Raw genomic sequence first — 15,737 nt, forward strand, 5'->3', positions numbered from 1 at the left:
CCCTAGCTCCGCTGCTGCCATAGCTGAATCCACTTCAGGCCGTAGTAGCTCAGCGCTGCATAGAGGCCGATGATTGAAAAAGCGTCTACCCAGAAACGGAATCTGGCAGTAGACGCTAAAGACCCAAGCAAGAGTTGAGGAGAGTGCGGTCAGGTGACCACACTCAGAAAAGTTTCATGCAGCTTGCGCTGTACGTAATCCAGGCCGCCGCCAGCACCAAGACCGTCCAGAGTCCAGGTCAGTGGTGGGTGATCAGGATAGGGTTGGCGATCTTCCTTGAAGATCTCGAATCTGTTGCCGGAAGGGTCCCAGGCATAGATGGTCTGACCACGGGTAACACCGTGGCGGGTGGGGCCGATATCGACAGGTACATCTTCCATGGACATGATATCGCCGCCTCTGAGCACCTGTTCCCAGCTATCCATGAGGAAGGACACATGATGCAGTTTGCCGGGCTCGTCATAGTGGGCGAAGGCAATGTCGTGTGACTTGATGGAGCAGCTCAGGAACACAATGATGTTGGTCTCGCCGTCCGGCCCGAGTACACGCTCGACCAGATTGAAGCCGAGAACTTCAGTAAAGAGCTTCAGGGTCTCGGGGACGTTGGGCCCGAACAGCAGCAGGTGATCCATGCGTACCGGGGAAATGCCATGGGTGACTTTCGGGTCCCAGGGCTTGGGGTTGGTGTCGCCACAGCCATTACCGACCAGCGTTTTCTCAGCATACAGCTCGACCTGATGTCCGCTTGGCGTGGTGAAGCGAACTCGCTCACCGGTTTCCAGCAGGTCGCCGGCAGCGATACGGTGTGTCTCGACGCCATAAGCCTGCAGTTTCTTTTCAAAGTCATCCAGGGTGGGCAGGTCGAGTACCTTGAACCCGACAAAGTCCATGCCGGCCTGGTCGGTTTCACGCAGAATGATGCTGTGGTGGTCGAACTCGTCGCGACACTTCAGATATACACGACCTTCGGCGTCGCGACCGGTCTCTTGCATCCCGAGAATGTCCCGATAATGATGTACACCAGCTTCCATATCCAGCACCCGCAGCTGGACATGCCCTGGTCGCAATACACCTGTCATTGCCATCTTTCGTTCCTTATTTTCTTTGTTCTGGACGCGTCAGCGTGTTGATGAAGCGTTTTTATTAACCTAACCCCTTTATATTCATACCGCTAATACCTTTTTATAGGCATCTTGATCCAAATAAGGTATGGAGTTGGGTGGGGTTCTGGATGGGGACGATAGGCAGCCTCAATAGCCCAGGCCGGGGGAAAGTATTAAAGTAATGGCCCCCAGACCAGAGGTTGAACAGGATGTTGATGAGCACCGCAGAACTGAGCATGACCGTACTGATGACGCCGGACAAGGCGAACTTTTCCGGCAATGTGCATGGCGGTGCGCTGCTCAAGTACCTGGATGAGGTGGCCTATGCCTGTGCCAGCCGTTATGCCGGGCATTATGTGGTGACCATGTCGGTGGATCAGGTCAACTTCAGACAGCCCATCCATGTGGGTGAGCTGGTGACCTTCCTGGCCTCGGTGAACTACACCGGCAATACCTCGATGGAGATCGGCATCAAGGTCATCACCGAGGATATCCGCGCCAAGACGGTGCGCCATACCAACAGCTGCTTCTTCACCATGGTGGCGGTGGATGATCAGGGCAAGCCTACCCCGGTGCCGCCACTGGAGCCGCAGACCTTCGACCAGAAGCGCCGCTTCTATCAGGCCGAGCAGCGCCGCCAGATCCGCCGCGAGCTGGAACAGCGCTATCAGGCGATGAAGGATACCTTCGAGGCTGAGGATGTGACGACAGTGGCGCAGCCCTGAGGCTGCACCCGCTTCCGCCCCCTTACTTCTGCAGACCGTCTTCCAGAAAACGTCCGGGCCTAGCCATCATGCTGGCGCCGATGGCCATCGGCACCACGCTGGCCACATAGACCCACAGTGGTGCCGCCCAGGTGCCGGTCACTGCAAACAGCCAGCCACCCAACAGCGGCCCCAGGGTGCCAGCGAGGTAGCTGATACCCATGGCGAACCCGGCAATGGCAGTGGAGCCTGCGGTGGTGCGTGAGCGCAGGTTGAACATGGCAATCGCCAGCGGGAAGGCACCTCCAGCCAGGCCGGCCACCAGTGCCATCAGCCAGGCCGGGCCGATACCGAACAGGATGCCCAGATACCCCAGTGGCCCGGAGGCCGCCAGCGCGATGGCCAGCCCGGTCGGGTTGTTCAGCTTGTTGGCTATCAGCGGGGTGATCAGCGCCATCGGCAGGGTGACGAAGGTGTATACCGAGAAGGCCAGCGCCGCTGCCTCCCGATCCATGCCCATGCCGAACAGGGCGACCGCACTGAGCAGGATGAAAACCTGCGAGCTGTCGACATAGGGGCGCAGCAGGCTGCCCAGTGCGGCAATGCTCACCGCCAGCAGGGCAGTGCCCTCGGCCCCCAGCCGCCGGACGATCAGCGGTGTGAGAAAACCCGCCGCGCCGAAGCACAGGGTCGGCAGCATGCCGATCAGGGTCGCTCCCGCAGTGCCTATGCCCAGTGCCTGCCGTACATCGGTGAGCAGCGGCGACAGGCCGGTCACCGCATAGCGCAGGCCGATGCCCAGCAGCACTAGGCCGATCAGTACTGCTGCCCGGCCCTGCCACAGGCCGGGCCTGGCCTGCGGGGCACCTGCTTCCAGAGCTGCCTGGTTCATGATCAGCTCGCCGCCTTGGAGTCGCCGTCGATGGGGAACAACTGGCCGGAGATGCTGCGCCCGCGCGGGCCGGTCAGGAACAGCACCAGCGCGGCAATATCCGCTGGGTCAACGAAGCGCTTGATCGACTGGTTGTCCATCGCCGATGCGATTTCCTCTTCCACGCTGCGGCCCGAGACCCTGGCTCGGCCCTCGAATACCGCCTGGATGCGCGGGCCGTCCACGGCGCCGGGGTGGATGCTGTTGGCGGTAATACCCAACGGCCCCAGCTCCAGCGACAGGGTCTTGGTAAAGCCGACCAGCCCCCACTTGGTGGTGGAGTAGGCCACCCGGTTGGCATAACCGAAGCGCCCGGCCAGCGAGGACATGACGACGATCGAGGCGGCGTCGGACCGCTTGAGCAGTTCGATGGCGCGTTGGGTGACCAGAAAGGTGCCGGTCAGGTTGATGCCGAGCACCGCATGCCAGGTATCCACCGGGTATTCGCTGACCGGCGCGGTGGCTCCGGCGATCCCGGCGTTGTTGACCAGCACATCGAGCCCGTCCAGCTAGCTCTGCACATCGCGGAACAGGCTGTCCAGATCCTCGGGCTTGCTGATATCGCCGATGCTGCCGGTAATGCTCGGGTTCTGGCTGGTGATCTGCTCCACCGCCTCGGCATTGATATCGGCAATATGCACGCGGGCACCGTTGGCCACGTAGGCCTGGGCGATGGCCAGACCTATGCCGCCGGCACCGGCGGTAATGAGTACGCGTTGGGACATGTTCGATTCTCCTAGCAGTCTGTCGGGTTTTCGATAGCCCTGTGAGATAATCCACCTGTCATTGAGCTACGACCGGAACATCATCATGAGCCGCTTTATTCCAGTAGACCGCCAGACCGACTATCTGCTGCCACCTTCAGTTGATGAGTGGTTGCCTGACGAGCACCTGGCGCGCTTTGTCGTCGATGTGGTCGAACAGCTGGACTTGTCTGCGCTGACACAACAGTACGCTGGTCGAGGCCATAAGGCGCATCATCCTGCGGTATTGCTGAGCCTGCTGGTCTACGGCTACGCCACTGGCGTGATCTCCAGCCGCAAGATCGAACGCGCCACCTACGACTCGATTGCCTTCCGCTACCTGGCCGCGAACACCCATCCCGACCACGATACGCTGGCCACGTTCCGCCGTCGCTTTCTATCTGAGCTGGAGCAACTGTTTGTTCAGGTACTGTTGCTGGCGCGCGAGATGAAGCTGCTCAAGTTCGGCACTATCGCCCTTGATGGAACCAAGGTTAAAGCCAATGCCAGCAAGCACAAGGCGCTGTCCTATGGACATGCCAAGAAGCTGGAGGCTCAGCTCAAGACGGAGGTAAACGCCCTGATCCAACGGGCCGAGGCGGCAGACAACGATGTCACGAGTGATGGCATGGACATTCCGGCCGAGATTGCTCGGCGTGAAGCCCGCCTGGCGGCCATTGCAGAGGCGAAGGTCAAAATCGAAGCCCGTGCGCAAGAACGGGATGCCGCAGAACAAACCACTTACCAGGATAAAGCAGCCAAACGCGATGCACAGCGAAAGGCAGGCAAAAAGCCACGTGGGCGTGATCCCAAACCCCCGATGGGTGGCCCACGCGATCAGGATCAGGTGAATCTCACGGATCCACAGTCCCGCATCATGCCGGTCACGGGTAAGGGCTTTGATCAGTGCTATAACGCCCAGGCAGCGGTGGATACTGAGAGCATGCTGGTAACCTCTGTCCACGTTACGCAAGCGACGAATGACAAACAACAAGTCATGCCACTGCTGAACGCATTGACCGCCTTACCCGCCTCATTGGGCAAGGTGGCCCATCTGCTGGCGGATACCGGTTACTTCAGTGCGGAGAATGTTAAGGTGTGCGGCCAGCAGGGTATTGAGCCTCTTATTGCCATGAAACGAGACGTTCACCACTTGCCGCTCTTCGAGCGCTTTGCAGCCGAGCCGGTAGCCCCCGACAGTGATGACCCTGTTGAGCAGATGGCCTATCGCCTGAAAACACAGGCGGGACGGGCCCGTTATGCGCTGCGCAAGCATACGGTGGAACCCGTGTTCGGCATCATCAAGCACGTCATGGGGTTCAGGCAGTTCTCACTCCGAGGGTTGGACAAGGTTAGTGGTGAGTGGCGTTTGGCCACCCTGGCATGGAATATCAAACGTATGCATCGCTTAGTGGTGAGCTGACAGCCAATGCTTGAAATACGTGCCTCTGACGGCCGCATGGGGTTAAGCAACAGTAAAGCGGCTGCACACGTCATGTGATGGCTGTCTGGCGATCATTGAAAGCGATAAAGAGCTCTGGCACGCCGACGAGCCCCGTTAATCCGACAGACTGCTAGATCGCGGTATCATATCAGCAGCAGACACTTGGCCCGGGTTGTCATCCAGGGGCCCACATATGCAAGCAGGCTTTCACTACCTTATCGACATGCGTCGTGATTTCGCCATTCGGCTGACGCGGGGGCAGTTGGTGTAGGGCGCGCAGGATATCGTGGCCGACGATCATGCTTAAAAACATTTCGGCGACAAAATCCACATCCGGGCAGTTCAGGTGCCCGGCATCATGTTCGGCTGACAGCCACTGGCTCAGCGCGAGCTGAGATGCCTGCACCCCGTAGTCATAGATTCCCTGTAGCAGGTCCCTGTCCGCTTCCGGCACGCTGCCCAGCAGGCGCAGAAAGTTAAGATTATCCTGGCTCAGAATGAAACTCAGCAGGCGTTGACCAAACTTATACAGTGCCTGACGAGGAGAGATGCGGGCTTCCGGGGTAATGCCCAGGTGTTTGATCAGTTCGTTGGATTGCCGACGAATTAAGACCTCGATCAGGACGTTTTTGTTCGAGAAGCGGTTGTAGAGTGTCACTTTGGAGACGCCGGCCTTGCGCGCAACGGCTTCCATCGACAGCTTGGCTGGGCCTTTGGTAAACATCAGTTCGCGTGCAGCATCAAGGATTGCCACCTCCTTGGCATGATCCACGGGGCGTCCTGTTCGGGTATTAGCAGGCACTTTTATTTCCAGTTTTAATTACTGTACGATTTCGTTCATTAATTCTATGCCATCACCGGGTACCTTGCCATGCGCATGACATTTCCGCTCATTCTACTCTCCCTTCTATTGGTTGGTTGCAAACGCGATGAACCTGCCGTCGAGTCGTCGATCCAGGCGCCCTGGGTGAGAACCGTGGCCGTTGCCAGCGATGACCGCACCCAGATCCGCTTGTCGGGTACAGTAAGAGGGCGTTATGAAACACCGCTCTCTTTTCAGGTGCCTGGGCGGATCCTTGAGCGTCATGTGGACGCAGGGCAGCGGGTCGAAGTAGGGCAGTTGCTGTTTCAGCTCGACAAGCGCGATCTGATGGCCAGTGTACGGGTGGCCGAGGCCGAGCTGGAAACCGCGAAAGCCTCGTTGGCGATCGCCCGCAGCGAACTCAAACGTCAGCAGCAGCTGATGGAACGTGACTTCGTCAGCCGCCAGACGCTGGAGCGGTTTGAACTGTCGTTGCGAGAGTCGGAGAGCCGTCGTGATGCCGCGCAGGCCGTACTGGCACAGGCACGCAACGGACTTGGTTATGCCGACCTGAGCGCTGACAAGACTGGAGTACTGGCTGAAGTCACGGCCGAACCCGGACAGGTAGTGGCGGTGGGTCAGCAGCTGGCGGTGCTGGTCGAGGACGGCACGCTGGAGGTTGAGGTATTTCTAGCCGATGGCATGCGGCCGCCCAAAACCGGCACCCTGGAGCTGGCAAGCGGGGTGTTGCCGCTGAGCCTGCGTGAGGTCGCTGGTGCGGCCGATCCGCAGAGCCGCAGCTGGCGTGCGCGCTACCGTATTGAAAAGGGCTCCGACCTGCTCAGCCTTGGCGCCGTGGTGCAGGTACTGCTGGATCAGGATCAGCAGGGGGTAACCCTGAGGGTGCCGTTGGGCGCGCTGGATGAGCGCAGTACCGGCCCCCAGGTGTGGCAGGTGATCGACGGTCAGGCACAGCCGATTCCCGTCGAGGTGCTGGCGCTGGAAAGTGAACATGCCCGCATCCGCGCCTCGCTGGCGGAAGGCAGCCGGATCATCGCGCTGGGTACCCATCTGCTGACACCCGGCATGGCAGTACAGGAGCAGGCGCGATGAGTTTTCCCAACCTGTCGGCGCTGGCGGTTCGCGAGCGTTCGGTCACCCTGTTCTTCATCATCCTGTCGGTATTCGCCGGGATATTGGCCTTTCTGTCGCTGGGCAGGGCCGAGGATCCGGCCTTCACCGTGCGCGTGATGGTGGTGTCGGTGGTTTGGCCCGGCGCTACGCCGGAAGAGCTGCAGAACCAGGTGGTGGACCGGCTGGAAAAGCGGATTCAGGAAGTGGAGTACCTGAACAAGATCGAAACCACGGTGCGCCCTAGCCGGGCGGATATGCAGGTGGAGTTCGAGGACTACGCGCCCAGCGAGATCGTCGATGACCTCTTCTACGAGGTGCGCAAGCGGATGCAGGATGAAGCCTGGAATCTGCCTCCCGGCGTGGTTGGCCCCATCGTCAATGATGATTTTTCCGATGTCTACTTTTCGCTGGTGGCGCTGACGGCACCGGGCATGCCGATGCGCGAGCTGACCCGCGAGGCCGAGTCGATCCGTGACCGCCTGCAACAGGTGGCGGGCGTACAGAAAGCACTGGTGCTGGGTGAACGACCGGAGCGTGTCTATATCGAATTCGACATGGACCGACTGAACAACCTGGGCCTGACCCCGGAACAGATCTTTGCCGCCATCGAGGCCAGCAACCGCATGATCCCTGCTGGCTTTGTCGATCTGGACGGTCCGCGCGCCTACCTGCGCATCGATGCCGACCTGGCTGACCCGCAGCAGCTCGCGGCCGTGCCGCTGCGCGTCGGTGAGCGTCTGCTCAAGCTGTCGGACCTGGCCGAGGTGCGCCGTGGCTACGAGGACCCATTGAGCTACCGGATACGCGCCAATACGGAAGACGCCATTCTGCTTGGGGTAGTTATGCAGGCCGGGGAAAACGGTCTAGCCTTCGGTGAGCGCCTGGGGGCTTTCATTGAAAACGAACAGGCGCGTTTGCCACTGGGTATGTCGCTGCAGATGATGACCAACCAGACCGAGGCGATCAGCCAGGCGGTGAACCTGTTCCAGGTGAAATTCCTCGTTGCCGTGCTGGTGGTAATGGCGGTCAGCGTGCTGGCTATCGGCTTCAGGGCCGGTCTGGTGGTGGGCATTGCCATCCCGATCACCATCGGTCTAACCTTCATGCTGATGAAGCTGGCAGGCATCAACCTTGACCGCATCACCTTGGGGGCGTTGATTATCGCGCTGGGGCTGTTGGTGGATGACGCCATCATCGCCATCGAGATGATGATCGTGAAGATGGAGGAGGGCTGGGATCGCGTACGCGCCGCCAGCCACGCCTGGAACGTGACCGCGGCGCCGATGCTGTTCGGCACCCTGGTGACAGCGGTGGGCTTTGTACCGATCGGTTTTGCCCAGTCCGGCGTCGGTGAATATGCCGGCAACATCTTCTGGGTGCTGGCCTATGCGCTGCTGGTGTCCTGGCTGGTCGCGGTTACCTTCACCCCCTACCTGGGCGTGAAACTGCTGCCGACTTACCACAAGCACAGTGCCGGGGACCTGTACGAGACACCGCTGTACCGTCGTCTGCGCGGGCTGATCAGCGGCTGTGTCCGTTTCCGCAAGTCGGTGGTCGCGGCAACCCTGGGCCTGCTGGTGTTGAGCGTGGTGGGCATGGGCACCCAGGTACAGCAGCAGTTCTTCCCCAGCTCCGATCGCCCCGAGGTGCTGGTCGATGTCTATCTGCCGCAGGGCAGCGCCATCGACACCACCGATGCCAGTGTGCGCCGGCTGGAAGCGATCCTGAACAAGATGCCGGAGGTGAAAAGCCTGTCTTCCTATGTGGGCGCCGGTGCGCCACGCTTCTTCATCTCGGCCAACCCGGAACAGCCGGACCCGGCGTTCGCCAAGATCATCGCCATGGGTGAAGATGCCGCCGGGCGTGACCGCATCATGGCCGAGCTGGAGCGGCGTATTGCTGCGGGTGAGTTTCCCGAGGCACGTGTTCGCGTCAGTCGCCTGCTGTTTGGTCCGCCGGTGGTCTGGCCGGTGAGCTTCCGTGTCGTCGGCCCTGATACGGAAGTGCTGCGCCAGATCGCGCATCAGGTGCGGGAGCATATGGCGGCGCACCCCAACACGGTGATTCCGCATCTGGAGTGGGATGAGCGCGCACCGACCTATCATCTGGATATGGACTCGGAGCGTCTGCGGCTGATGGGGCTGACCCCGAATGAAGTGGCACAGCAGCTGCAGCTGCAACTGAACGGTCTGGCCGTGACCGAAGTCCGCCAGGATATCCGCAGTGTGCAGGTGGTTGCGCGCAGTGCCCGTGACGGCGTGCTGCTGCCCGAGGCGCTGGAGGTCAAGACGGCCGAAGGCAACAAGGTGGCGCTCAGCCAGCTGGGTGAACTGAAGATCCGCTACGAAGATCCGGTGATCAAGCGCTACAACCGTGAGCCCTTCCTGGCGGTGCATGCGGATATCAAGGGCGCACAGGCGCCGGACGTGACCCAGGCGATCTGGGCCGAAATGGAGAAACTGCGTGCTGAACTGCCGCTGGGCTACCGCATCGATATCGGCGGGTCCGTGGAGCAGTCGGCCAAGGCCGATGCCTCGATCCAGAAGTTGCAGCCGGTGATGCTGGCGCTGATGTTGATCTTCATCATGCTGCAGATGCGCTCCTTTTCCGGCACCTTGATGGTCGTGTTGACCGCACCACTGGGGCTGATCGGTGCGGTGGCGGCGCTGATCCTGTTCCAGCAGCCGTTCGGCTTCAACGCCCTGCTGGGCCTGATCGGTCTGGGCGGTATCCTGATGCGCAACACCATGATCCTGACCCAGCAGGTGCAGGACAACTTTGACGCGGGAATGGCGGCGCGTGATGCGGTGATCGAAGCGGCGGTACAGCGTGCACGCCCTGTGGTGCTGACCGCGCTGGCGGCCATTCTGGCCTTCATTCCGCTGACCATGGACCTGTTCTGGGGACCGCTGGCCTATGTGCTGATCGGCGGTGTGATGGTGGGAACTCTGATCACCTTGCTGTTCGTACCCGCCATGTACGCGCTCTGGTTCAGGGTGAGTGCGACACCGGCGTGAAAGTAGGCCAGCCAAGAAGCCGAGAGCGGCGGATCATCTCCATGACCCGCTGCTCCTGCTCTTCAATTATCGGGTATACGGATTTAATGGTTGATGGGGCACCTTCACCCCATCAATCTGATACCACCCTCAGATGGTTGATAGATCGACTCCGTAGTTGAGTTCCTCTGCGAAGTCCGGCAGTCCGTAACCGATGGTTTTCTTGTAGAAAGGAGAGACCTTCGCAGTCGGTGCCTTCTTCTTGTGCTTCGTGGTGTAGAGCATTCGTGCCCGCATCACCTCGAAGGAGTAACCGCGCCCTTCACGGTTCTTGTCCTTGGCCAGTCGGTTGATGGACTCCGTGTAAGCGTTGGTGACGGGCATGTCCGTCTCGAAGTAGGTCATGGTCTCTTCGCGCCAGTTTCCCACTGCCCTGACCAGATCGCTCCAGACTTCCTTTTGGCCCTTCGGGATGGTGGCTATCCACTCGTCCAGGGCGGCTTCTGCCTGGAGCCGTGTGGTGGCGTCCCAGATGCCGTAGAAGCGCTCCTTGTGCTCGTAGGCGGCCAGCAGTTGCGGGAACGCGCCTGTCCAGGTCTCCATGATGAGGCGCTCCCGGTCTGAGACTTCGTGAGCGCGTTTCAGCAGGATTTTCCGGTCTCCCTTGAGAGTCCGGCTCTGGGACGGTTTCAGCTCCTTTCTGAGGCCCTTGCGCACTCTCTCTAGGGCATCGTTGGCCATGCGCACCACATGGAACTTATCGACCACGATACGGGCCTGGGGCAGCACAGCCTTGACCGCTGCCCGGTAGGGGTTCCACATGTCCATGCTGACGATCTCGACCTTCTGCCGGTCTTTCAGCTTCATCAGGTAGTTGGTCACCACGTCCTGGCGGCGGGTGGCCAGCAGGTCGAGCAGGGTTCGCTCCTCAATGTTGGTCAGAATGCAGCGGTAGCGCTTGTTCAGGTATAGCTCGTCAATGCCCAGGATGCGGGGCGTCTCGAAGCGGTGCCAGCGCCCCAGGAACTCGGCGCGGGCGTTGAAGATGTCGCGCACCGTCTTCTCGTCCAGGCCGGTCTGTGCCGCCACAAAGGTGTAGGGGTGGTTGAAGGATTCCTTCTCCACGTACTCATGCAGCCGCAGTGTCATACGGAATCCGTCCACCATCTCCGGTAGCTGGGGCCTGAATGTTGTCTTGCAGGCCCGGCAGGTGTATCGGCGGCGGACCACCCAGAGAGTGACCCGCTTGCCGTGGATGGGCAGATCACGATAGGGAACGTCACGCTTGCCGAACCGTACGAACTCACCCTGCACGCCGCATTCCTCGCAGGCGATGGGATCGGGCACGTCCACCTGGAAGTGCATTTCGTCGTCGGTTGATTTGCAGCCCAGTACTTGGTATTGCGGCAGGTGAAGGATGTTGTCGGGAAGTTCGGTCATGGTGTTGTATAGGCGTAGGTGTCAGTCAGATCCATCCGACTCGGCATTGGTGTTTGCTTTTTTACCCAACAAGCTGCTGGAAACGAAAAGTAAGGCACCGAGGACAATTGCAATATCAGCCAGGTTGAAGGCCGGCCAATGCCAGTCTCGCCAATAGAAATCAAAGGAATCCACAACATAGCCGCGAAAGACCCGGTCAATCAGGTTGCCCATGGCGCCACCGAGGATAAGACTGTAAGCGATGGCTTCTCCTTTATGACGATTTTCAAGGATCAGCTTGATCAGAAAAATCGAGACCACTACCGCGATTCCGATAAAAAAGTAGCGCTGCCAGCCTCCACCATTCGCAAAAAGACTGAATGCGGCACCGGTGTTCCATAGGTGCACCCAGTTAAAGAACGGGGTCACCGAAACATACTCGCCATAGGCCATTGATTGCTGCACCAGCCACTTTACAGCCTGATCAGACGCTGCCAGCAGGCCCGATATGGACAATAGGGCATACGGCGAGAGCTTTTTGCCAATAATGAGCATTATTTAACCCTTCAACGCCAAAATGCGTCTGGCACCGTTAAGTACAATGCCCCCCGCGATGGTGCCGATAATCAGATCCGGATAATTGGAACCGGTCCACGCGACCAGGGCGCCGGCGGTGATGACCCCCAGGTTGATCACCACGTCGTTGGCCGAGAATATCCAGCTTGCCTTCATGTGCGCCCCGCCTTCCCGATGTTTGGATATGAGCAGCAGACAACTGGTATTGGCAATCAATGCGACGAATGCGATAGCCATCATCACCAGCGATTCAGGCTCACTACCGAATACAAAGCGTCTCACCACCTCTACGAGCACGCCCACAGCCAAGATCAGTTGCAGTACACCAGCAAGATGCGCGGCACGTACCTGCATTTTCACGCTATGTCCAACCGCATAAAGGGCAAGCCCGTACACCGCCGCATCGGCAAAATTGTCCAGGGATTCTCCAATCAGGCCGGTGGACCGGGCGATCAGACCGGCAGTCATTTCCACCACGAACAGAAGTGCATTGATGCCGAGCAACCAGCGCAGGGTCCCGGATTCTTGCTTAGCAGAAGCTGCCGAAAACTCGGCGGCCTTGATGGTCTCCGGATTTGCAGCGACGGTTTCCTGAAGCGAGGCGCCTAGCCCCAAGGTCTTCAGTTTCGAGGTGACGGGCTCGACCTCGCCGTCATGCACGACCTTCAGCCGGCGGTTCGACAAGTCGAAGGACAGCGCCCGAATCTCCTCAAAGCCGTTCAGGGCTAGGCGAATCATTCGTTCTTCTGATGGACAGTCCATCTTCGGCACGGCATAAACACTGACCCATCTCCCTGGCGCCTCGGAGGAGGCCTGTATATCGGTATCCGCTGCGGACGTTGCATCACCGCCACAGGCGCCACCACAGGATTTGCTCATGATACGACTCCACTTGAACAATGTTGTGGTACCATTTAAAACTATAAAGCTACTATAAGGTCAATAGAGTAAAGAATCCGTTGGGGAGGAGGCTGATGCGCATTGGTCAGTTGGCGCAGTTGGTAGGGGTCGAAACACAGACGATCCGCTTCTATGAACAGCAGGGCTTGTTGCCGCCGCCTGATCGGCAGGACAACGGTTACCGTGTCTATACCGAGAAGCATGGTGAGGGGCTGGCCTTCATCCGTCGCTGCAGAATCCTGGGCCTGTCACTGGCTGAGATTCACGAACTACAGAGCTATCAGGACGACCCTCATCAGCCTTGTACCGCCGTCAACACCTTGCTCGATGATCACATCTCTCATGTGCGGTCGCAGATAACCGCTCTGCAAGCGCTTGAGAAACAACTCGTTTCACTGAGAGCGAGTTGCAACGATGACCGGGAAGTTGAGGCGTGTGGGGTTCTTGCTGGAATTAGCGAAGGAAACATGCACCAGCAGTAGGTGAAGCATCAACCAGATAATCCGATGAGATGCCGGTCTGTCTCACTCTCATGCAAAGGTAAGATCAACCATTTAATCCGCTTACCCTTTGTAATCTAACTGATAATCAAAACAAAGCCAGATGAATATACGACTGGCCATATCGGCAAAGCGACCACTTCGAGCTGTTTCAGCGCACGCTACGCGCCGCAAAGACATTGTAAAGCGGCACCCAGATCAGGGCGAAATACCAGCCATAGCCGTAACTTTCCAGCAGCCCCAGGAAGAAACTACCCCAACTGATCCACTCAAAACCTGGCAACAATGCCCGCCAGCTTTCATACATCGCCTGCTCGGGAAACAACAGGTCGAATCCGACACAGACAGAGAACGAGATCGCCAGGAACAGGCTAGAGGCATGGCCAACGGCAACAAGAGAGACTCGGGTGGTCATGACTGTTCACCTGTCTTGTGGAGATAGCGCTCGGGATCAGCATCGAACTTATCCAGGCAGACACGGGAGCAGAAGCGAAGCGTCTGACCATTATGAACCTTGCCGTAGCCTTGATCCGGCGCAACCTCCATGCCGCAGACGGGATCCCTGTGCGCTTCCCCTCGTTTATGGCCAGAGTGACCATGCCCATGATGATGACCATGGATCATGTGCGCACCGCATCCAAAACGCATCATCAGATAAAACAGCCCTGCAAACACCAGCAAGGATATGAATCCGTCCATCTGTCATCCTCCAGCCCCGCATTCTCTCAATAAGGCAGCGATCAGAAAGGTGATTTCGCTCCCGCAGGGCACCTTGTATTTAATCGGATTGTCCAACGGTAGAGCGCATGGCAACAGGCTATTTCCTTGGTGGAACCTTGCTGCAGCACCAAGGTTCATGCCTGGCGTTGTCCAGAACATTCTGGTCGGTGAAGCGATACCAGCCTTCCTTGAAACGATTCCACCAACTCTGATCAAGGTCACTGCCGTAGCGACGTACTATCGCCTCAATCTGCTCAAGCTGCAGAACTGAAGCGTCGTAGGCGATATCCAGTCGCCGTGTGACTGGATCAAGCGCTACACTATCGACGCCAAGCAATGGCTCTATTTCCTGTGCAATAGCTGTCGCTTGCTCGGCATCCAGAGAATCAAGCTTCAGCTTTCGCCGCACCAGATAGACCTCGTGAACACCCGGCTTGTGGTCTGTGTTAGACATGTCGGCCTCCTTATCAAACATCTTGTAATCGATTGTTACCCATAACCATCTGCATCGCCTCGTGCTCTTCCATAGTTATCAGGCTTTGCAATAACTCCTTCGCAGAAGCGGCACCAGCCTGGGCGTGCAGATAGCGATATAGCTCAATCATCTGATTATGCTGATCAATGATTCGGGTCATGACAGTTAGCCCTGCCAATCCCTCTGCGCAAGACTGCAGTATCAATACGCAGCCCTTTACCCTGCATTCAGTATGGTTGAATATTACCGACATAAAACTTACCGGCTGATTACATTTTTGTAATTTTACATAGAGCATGAAAACATCAGATATCCTGATGCACTTAATATCAGGATAGGTTCTTGCGCGACAAGGCATCCGAATATTAAAACGTTGAACTCACCCTTACATTTCCATTGAATCAAGCTGGCCATATCCTTCGATATGGCCAGCAGAAAAGATTATCGACTCTTTATATAATTGTGCAATTTCGTAATAAGCAACATCATTTATGCTTGGCACCGTCCATCATATAACCTTGGGGCCCATCTCCTGAGAGCATCATGTAATGCCGGCTCTGAGCGTTGCGCCGGGAACTGGAGGCCTCTTTATCACTCTTACCAAAGGAGCCTGACATTCCATGCTGCTGGCCTTGCATTTTATACCCTTGAGGCCCTTCCCCTGAAAGCATCATGTAGTGTTCATCCTTACTAGAGCGCATCGATTTTGCCAACACTTTGTCACTTCCGGCAGAGTCATCAGATACACCGTGCTCACGTCCTTCCATCATGTAACTCTGAGGCCCTTCTCCCGACATCATCATGTAGTGCTTTTCTTCAGCGACCGACACCGATGCCACTGATACGAGTAAAGCTCCCAAAACTGCCTGATTGATAGATTTCATCATTTACACTCCATTTGAAAGAATAACCAGATGTTAACGATCAAGCCTGTCTCATGAATTACCCCAAAATTATAATCATGTAATCTTTTTTATAACGCTACTAAATACACTTAAAACCAATTAAAAATCAAACAGTAAGAGGTTAACTAAAAATCTTATTATTCGCGTCCTGCGCCCAGTAAAGACCTTTTTCTAACATGGAAAGCTCCCATACATCTCAAGCCCTCGATCTCCTGATACTTTCTATGATGCTTTGGTTGAAAAGTACTGAAAAAAGGTAACTATTCAGCTCAAGTTCCTGCAAAAAGTTCTTGACAGGTTTTTTGTCAAAATATCTCCCAGTCCAGTGACAGTCGGTATTTCGCTTTAAAGCCTGCCTCAAGGTGCCGTACCGCCACTCTGTGGC

Annotated in this window: 16 protein-coding genes and 1 pseudogene; 5 read left to right on the top strand and 12 right to left on the bottom strand. The window is 57.6% G+C overall.

The window, feature by feature from the left end; genetic code table 11:
* Positions 1 to 149: 149 nt before the first annotated feature.
* A complete protein-coding gene (locus CFI10_RS14715) occupies positions 150 to 1,085 on the bottom strand; it encodes a catechol 2,3-dioxygenase (RefSeq protein WP_242530009.1) in 936 nt (311 codons plus the stop codon).
* 233 nt (positions 1,086 to 1,318) lie between these two features.
* Between CFI10_RS14715 and CFI10_RS14720 the strand changes: the two genes are divergently transcribed.
* Entirely contained in the window at positions 1,319 to 1,828 is a 510-nt protein-coding gene (locus tag CFI10_RS14720) for an acyl-CoA thioesterase (protein ID WP_242530010.1), read from the top strand.
* Positions 1,829 to 1,850: 22 nt separating this feature from the next.
* Here the strand turns inward: CFI10_RS14720 and CFI10_RS14725 are convergent, their stop codons facing one another.
* Together CFI10_RS14725 and CFI10_RS14730 are read right to left on the bottom strand one after the other, a co-directional pair.
* A complete protein-coding gene (locus tag CFI10_RS14725) occupies positions 1,851 to 2,699 on the bottom strand; it encodes an MFS transporter (protein ID WP_206835709.1) in 849 nt (282 codons plus the stop codon).
* 2 nt (positions 2,700 to 2,701) lie between these two features.
* Positions 2,702 to 3,463: pseudogene (locus CFI10_RS14730) on the bottom strand (SDR family oxidoreductase).
* Positions 3,464 to 3,548: 85 nt separating this feature from the next.
* Between CFI10_RS14730 and CFI10_RS14735 the strand changes: the two are divergent.
* The gene (locus CFI10_RS14735; protein WP_206835339.1) at positions 3,549 to 4,904 is read left to right on the top strand and encodes an IS1182 family transposase; all 1,356 of its coding nucleotides are present in this window, start codon (positions 3,549 to 3,551) and stop codon (positions 4,902 to 4,904) included.
* Positions 4,905 to 5,100: 196 nt separating this feature from the next.
* Here CFI10_RS14735 and CFI10_RS14740 read toward each other — a convergent pair whose 3' ends face one another.
* Positions 5,101 to 5,697: a TetR/AcrR family transcriptional regulator gene (locus CFI10_RS14740; protein ID WP_206835711.1), complete on the bottom strand. Its 597-nt coding sequence runs from the start codon at positions 5,695 to 5,697 to the stop codon at positions 5,101 to 5,103.
* A 105-nt stretch (positions 5,698 to 5,802) separates the two neighbouring features.
* On the opposite strand from CFI10_RS14740, the gene CFI10_RS14745 reads away from it, so the two are divergent.
* Both CFI10_RS14745 and CFI10_RS14750 read left to right on the top strand, forming a co-directional pair.
* Positions 5,803 to 6,840 (top strand): efflux RND transporter periplasmic adaptor subunit, encoded by a 1,038-nt coding sequence (locus CFI10_RS14745; RefSeq protein ID WP_206835713.1) that lies wholly within the window; start codon positions 5,803 to 5,805, stop codon positions 6,838 to 6,840.
* Positions 6,837 to 9,878 (top strand): efflux RND transporter permease subunit, encoded by a 3,042-nt coding sequence (locus tag CFI10_RS14750; RefSeq protein ID WP_206835715.1) that lies wholly within the window; start codon positions 6,837 to 6,839, stop codon positions 9,876 to 9,878. Before CFI10_RS14745 ends, CFI10_RS14750 begins: the two co-directional genes overlap by 4 nt.
* A gap of 129 nt (positions 9,879 to 10,007) precedes the next feature.
* Here CFI10_RS14750 and CFI10_RS14755 read toward each other — a convergent pair whose 3' ends face one another.
* From CFI10_RS14755 to CFI10_RS14765, 3 genes are read right to left on the bottom strand one after another with little or no spacing between them, the layout of a single operon-like run.
* Positions 10,008 to 11,297, bottom strand: a complete 1,290-nt coding sequence (locus tag CFI10_RS14755; RefSeq protein WP_004574636.1) for an ISL3-like element ISPpu12 family transposase — start codon at positions 11,295 to 11,297, stop codon at positions 10,008 to 10,010.
* 21 nt (positions 11,298 to 11,318) lie between these two features.
* Positions 11,319 to 11,831 (bottom strand): signal peptidase II, encoded by a 513-nt coding sequence (gene lspA / locus CFI10_RS14760; protein ID WP_003821921.1) that lies wholly within the window; start codon positions 11,829 to 11,831, stop codon positions 11,319 to 11,321.
* A 3-nt stretch (positions 11,832 to 11,834) separates the two neighbouring features.
* Positions 11,835 to 12,731: a cation efflux transmembrane domain-containing protein gene (locus CFI10_RS14765; RefSeq protein WP_004364974.1), complete on the bottom strand. Its 897-nt coding sequence runs from the start codon at positions 12,729 to 12,731 to the stop codon at positions 11,835 to 11,837.
* A gap of 95 nt (positions 12,732 to 12,826) precedes the next feature.
* Here CFI10_RS14765 and cadR point away from each other — a divergent pair, with 95 nt between their 5' ends.
* Positions 12,827 to 13,234 carry a Cd(II)/Pb(II)-responsive transcriptional regulator gene (gene cadR / locus CFI10_RS14770; RefSeq protein ID WP_007148576.1) on the top strand — a complete coding sequence of 136 codons (408 nt, stop codon included), beginning with the start codon at positions 12,827 to 12,829 and terminating at the stop codon, positions 13,232 to 13,234.
* A gap of 169 nt (positions 13,235 to 13,403) precedes the next feature.
* Here the strand turns inward: cadR and CFI10_RS14775 are convergent, their stop codons facing one another.
* The 5 genes from CFI10_RS14775 to CFI10_RS14795 form a co-directional block, all read right to left on the bottom strand.
* Positions 13,404 to 13,667, bottom strand: a complete 264-nt coding sequence (locus CFI10_RS14775) for a DUF5676 family membrane protein (protein ID WP_206835717.1) — start codon at positions 13,665 to 13,667, stop codon at positions 13,404 to 13,406.
* Positions 13,664 to 13,951 carry a YHS domain-containing protein gene (locus tag CFI10_RS14780; protein WP_206835719.1) on the bottom strand — a complete coding sequence of 96 codons (288 nt, stop codon included), beginning with the start codon at positions 13,949 to 13,951 and terminating at the stop codon, positions 13,664 to 13,666. Before CFI10_RS14780 ends, CFI10_RS14775 begins: the two co-directional genes overlap by 4 nt.
* A 118-nt stretch (positions 13,952 to 14,069) precedes the next feature.
* Entirely contained in the window at positions 14,070 to 14,426 is a 357-nt protein-coding gene (locus tag CFI10_RS14785) for a heavy-metal-associated domain-containing protein (protein WP_206835723.1), read from the bottom strand.
* A gap of 13 nt (positions 14,427 to 14,439) precedes the next feature.
* Positions 14,440 to 14,607 carry a hypothetical protein gene (locus CFI10_RS14790; RefSeq protein ID WP_206835725.1) on the bottom strand — a complete coding sequence of 56 codons (168 nt, stop codon included), beginning with the start codon at positions 14,605 to 14,607 and terminating at the stop codon, positions 14,440 to 14,442.
* Positions 14,608 to 14,932: 325 nt separating this feature from the next.
* Positions 14,933 to 15,334, bottom strand: coding sequence for a hypothetical protein (locus CFI10_RS14795; protein WP_206835728.1), 402 nt, complete (start codon positions 15,332 to 15,334; stop codon positions 14,933 to 14,935).
* Positions 15,335 to 15,737: the final 403 nt, after the last annotated feature.

The sequence above is a fragment of the Marinobacterium iners genome, assembly GCF_017310015.1.
GTDB lineage: Bacteria > Pseudomonadota > Gammaproteobacteria > Pseudomonadales > Balneatricaceae > Marinobacterium > Marinobacterium iners.

Excerpts from the sequence above, each read along its gene's own strand:
- lspA (WP_003821921.1), bottom strand. The coding sequence starts at position 11,831 with ATGCTCATTATTGGCAAAAAGCTCTCGCCGTATGCCCTATTGTCCATA.
- CFI10_RS14790 (WP_206835725.1), bottom strand. The coding sequence starts at position 14,607 with ATGACCCGAATCATTGATCAGCATAATCAGATGATTGAGCTATATCGC.
- CFI10_RS14745 (WP_206835713.1), top strand. The coding sequence starts at position 5,803 with ATGACATTTCCGCTCATTCTACTCTCCCTTCTATTGGTTGGTTGCAAA.
- CFI10_RS14780 (WP_206835719.1), bottom strand. The coding sequence starts at position 13,951 with ATGGACGGATTCATATCCTTGCTGGTGTTTGCAGGGCTGTTTTATCTG.
- CFI10_RS14725 (WP_206835709.1), bottom strand. The coding sequence starts at position 2,699 with ATGAACCAGGCAGCTCTGGAAGCAGGTGCCCCGCAGGCCAGGCCCGGC.
- CFI10_RS14775 (WP_206835717.1), bottom strand. The coding sequence starts at position 13,667 with ATGACCACCCGAGTCTCTCTTGTTGCCGTTGGCCATGCCTCTAGCCTG.
- CFI10_RS14750 (WP_206835715.1), top strand. The coding sequence starts at position 6,837 with ATGAGTTTTCCCAACCTGTCGGCGCTGGCGGTTCGCGAGCGTTCGGTC.
- CFI10_RS14795 (WP_206835728.1), bottom strand. The coding sequence starts at position 15,334 with ATGATGAAATCTATCAATCAGGCAGTTTTGGGAGCTTTACTCGTATCA.
- CFI10_RS14755 (WP_004574636.1), bottom strand. The coding sequence starts at position 11,297 with ATGACCGAACTTCCCGACAACATCCTTCACCTGCCGCAATACCAAGTA.
- CFI10_RS14715 (WP_242530009.1), bottom strand. The coding sequence starts at position 1,085 with ATGGCAATGACAGGTGTATTGCGACCAGGGCATGTCCAGCTGCGGGTG.
- CFI10_RS14720 (WP_242530010.1), top strand. The coding sequence starts at position 1,319 with ATGAGCACCGCAGAACTGAGCATGACCGTACTGATGACGCCGGACAAG.
- CFI10_RS14735 (WP_206835339.1), top strand. The coding sequence starts at position 3,549 with ATGAGCCGCTTTATTCCAGTAGACCGCCAGACCGACTATCTGCTGCCA.
- CFI10_RS14765 (WP_004364974.1), bottom strand. The coding sequence starts at position 12,731 with ATGAGCAAATCCTGTGGTGGCGCCTGTGGCGGTGATGCAACGTCCGCA.
- CFI10_RS14785 (WP_206835723.1), bottom strand. The coding sequence starts at position 14,426 with ATGTCTAACACAGACCACAAGCCGGGTGTTCACGAGGTCTATCTGGTG.
- cadR (WP_007148576.1), top strand. The coding sequence starts at position 12,827 with ATGCGCATTGGTCAGTTGGCGCAGTTGGTAGGGGTCGAAACACAGACG.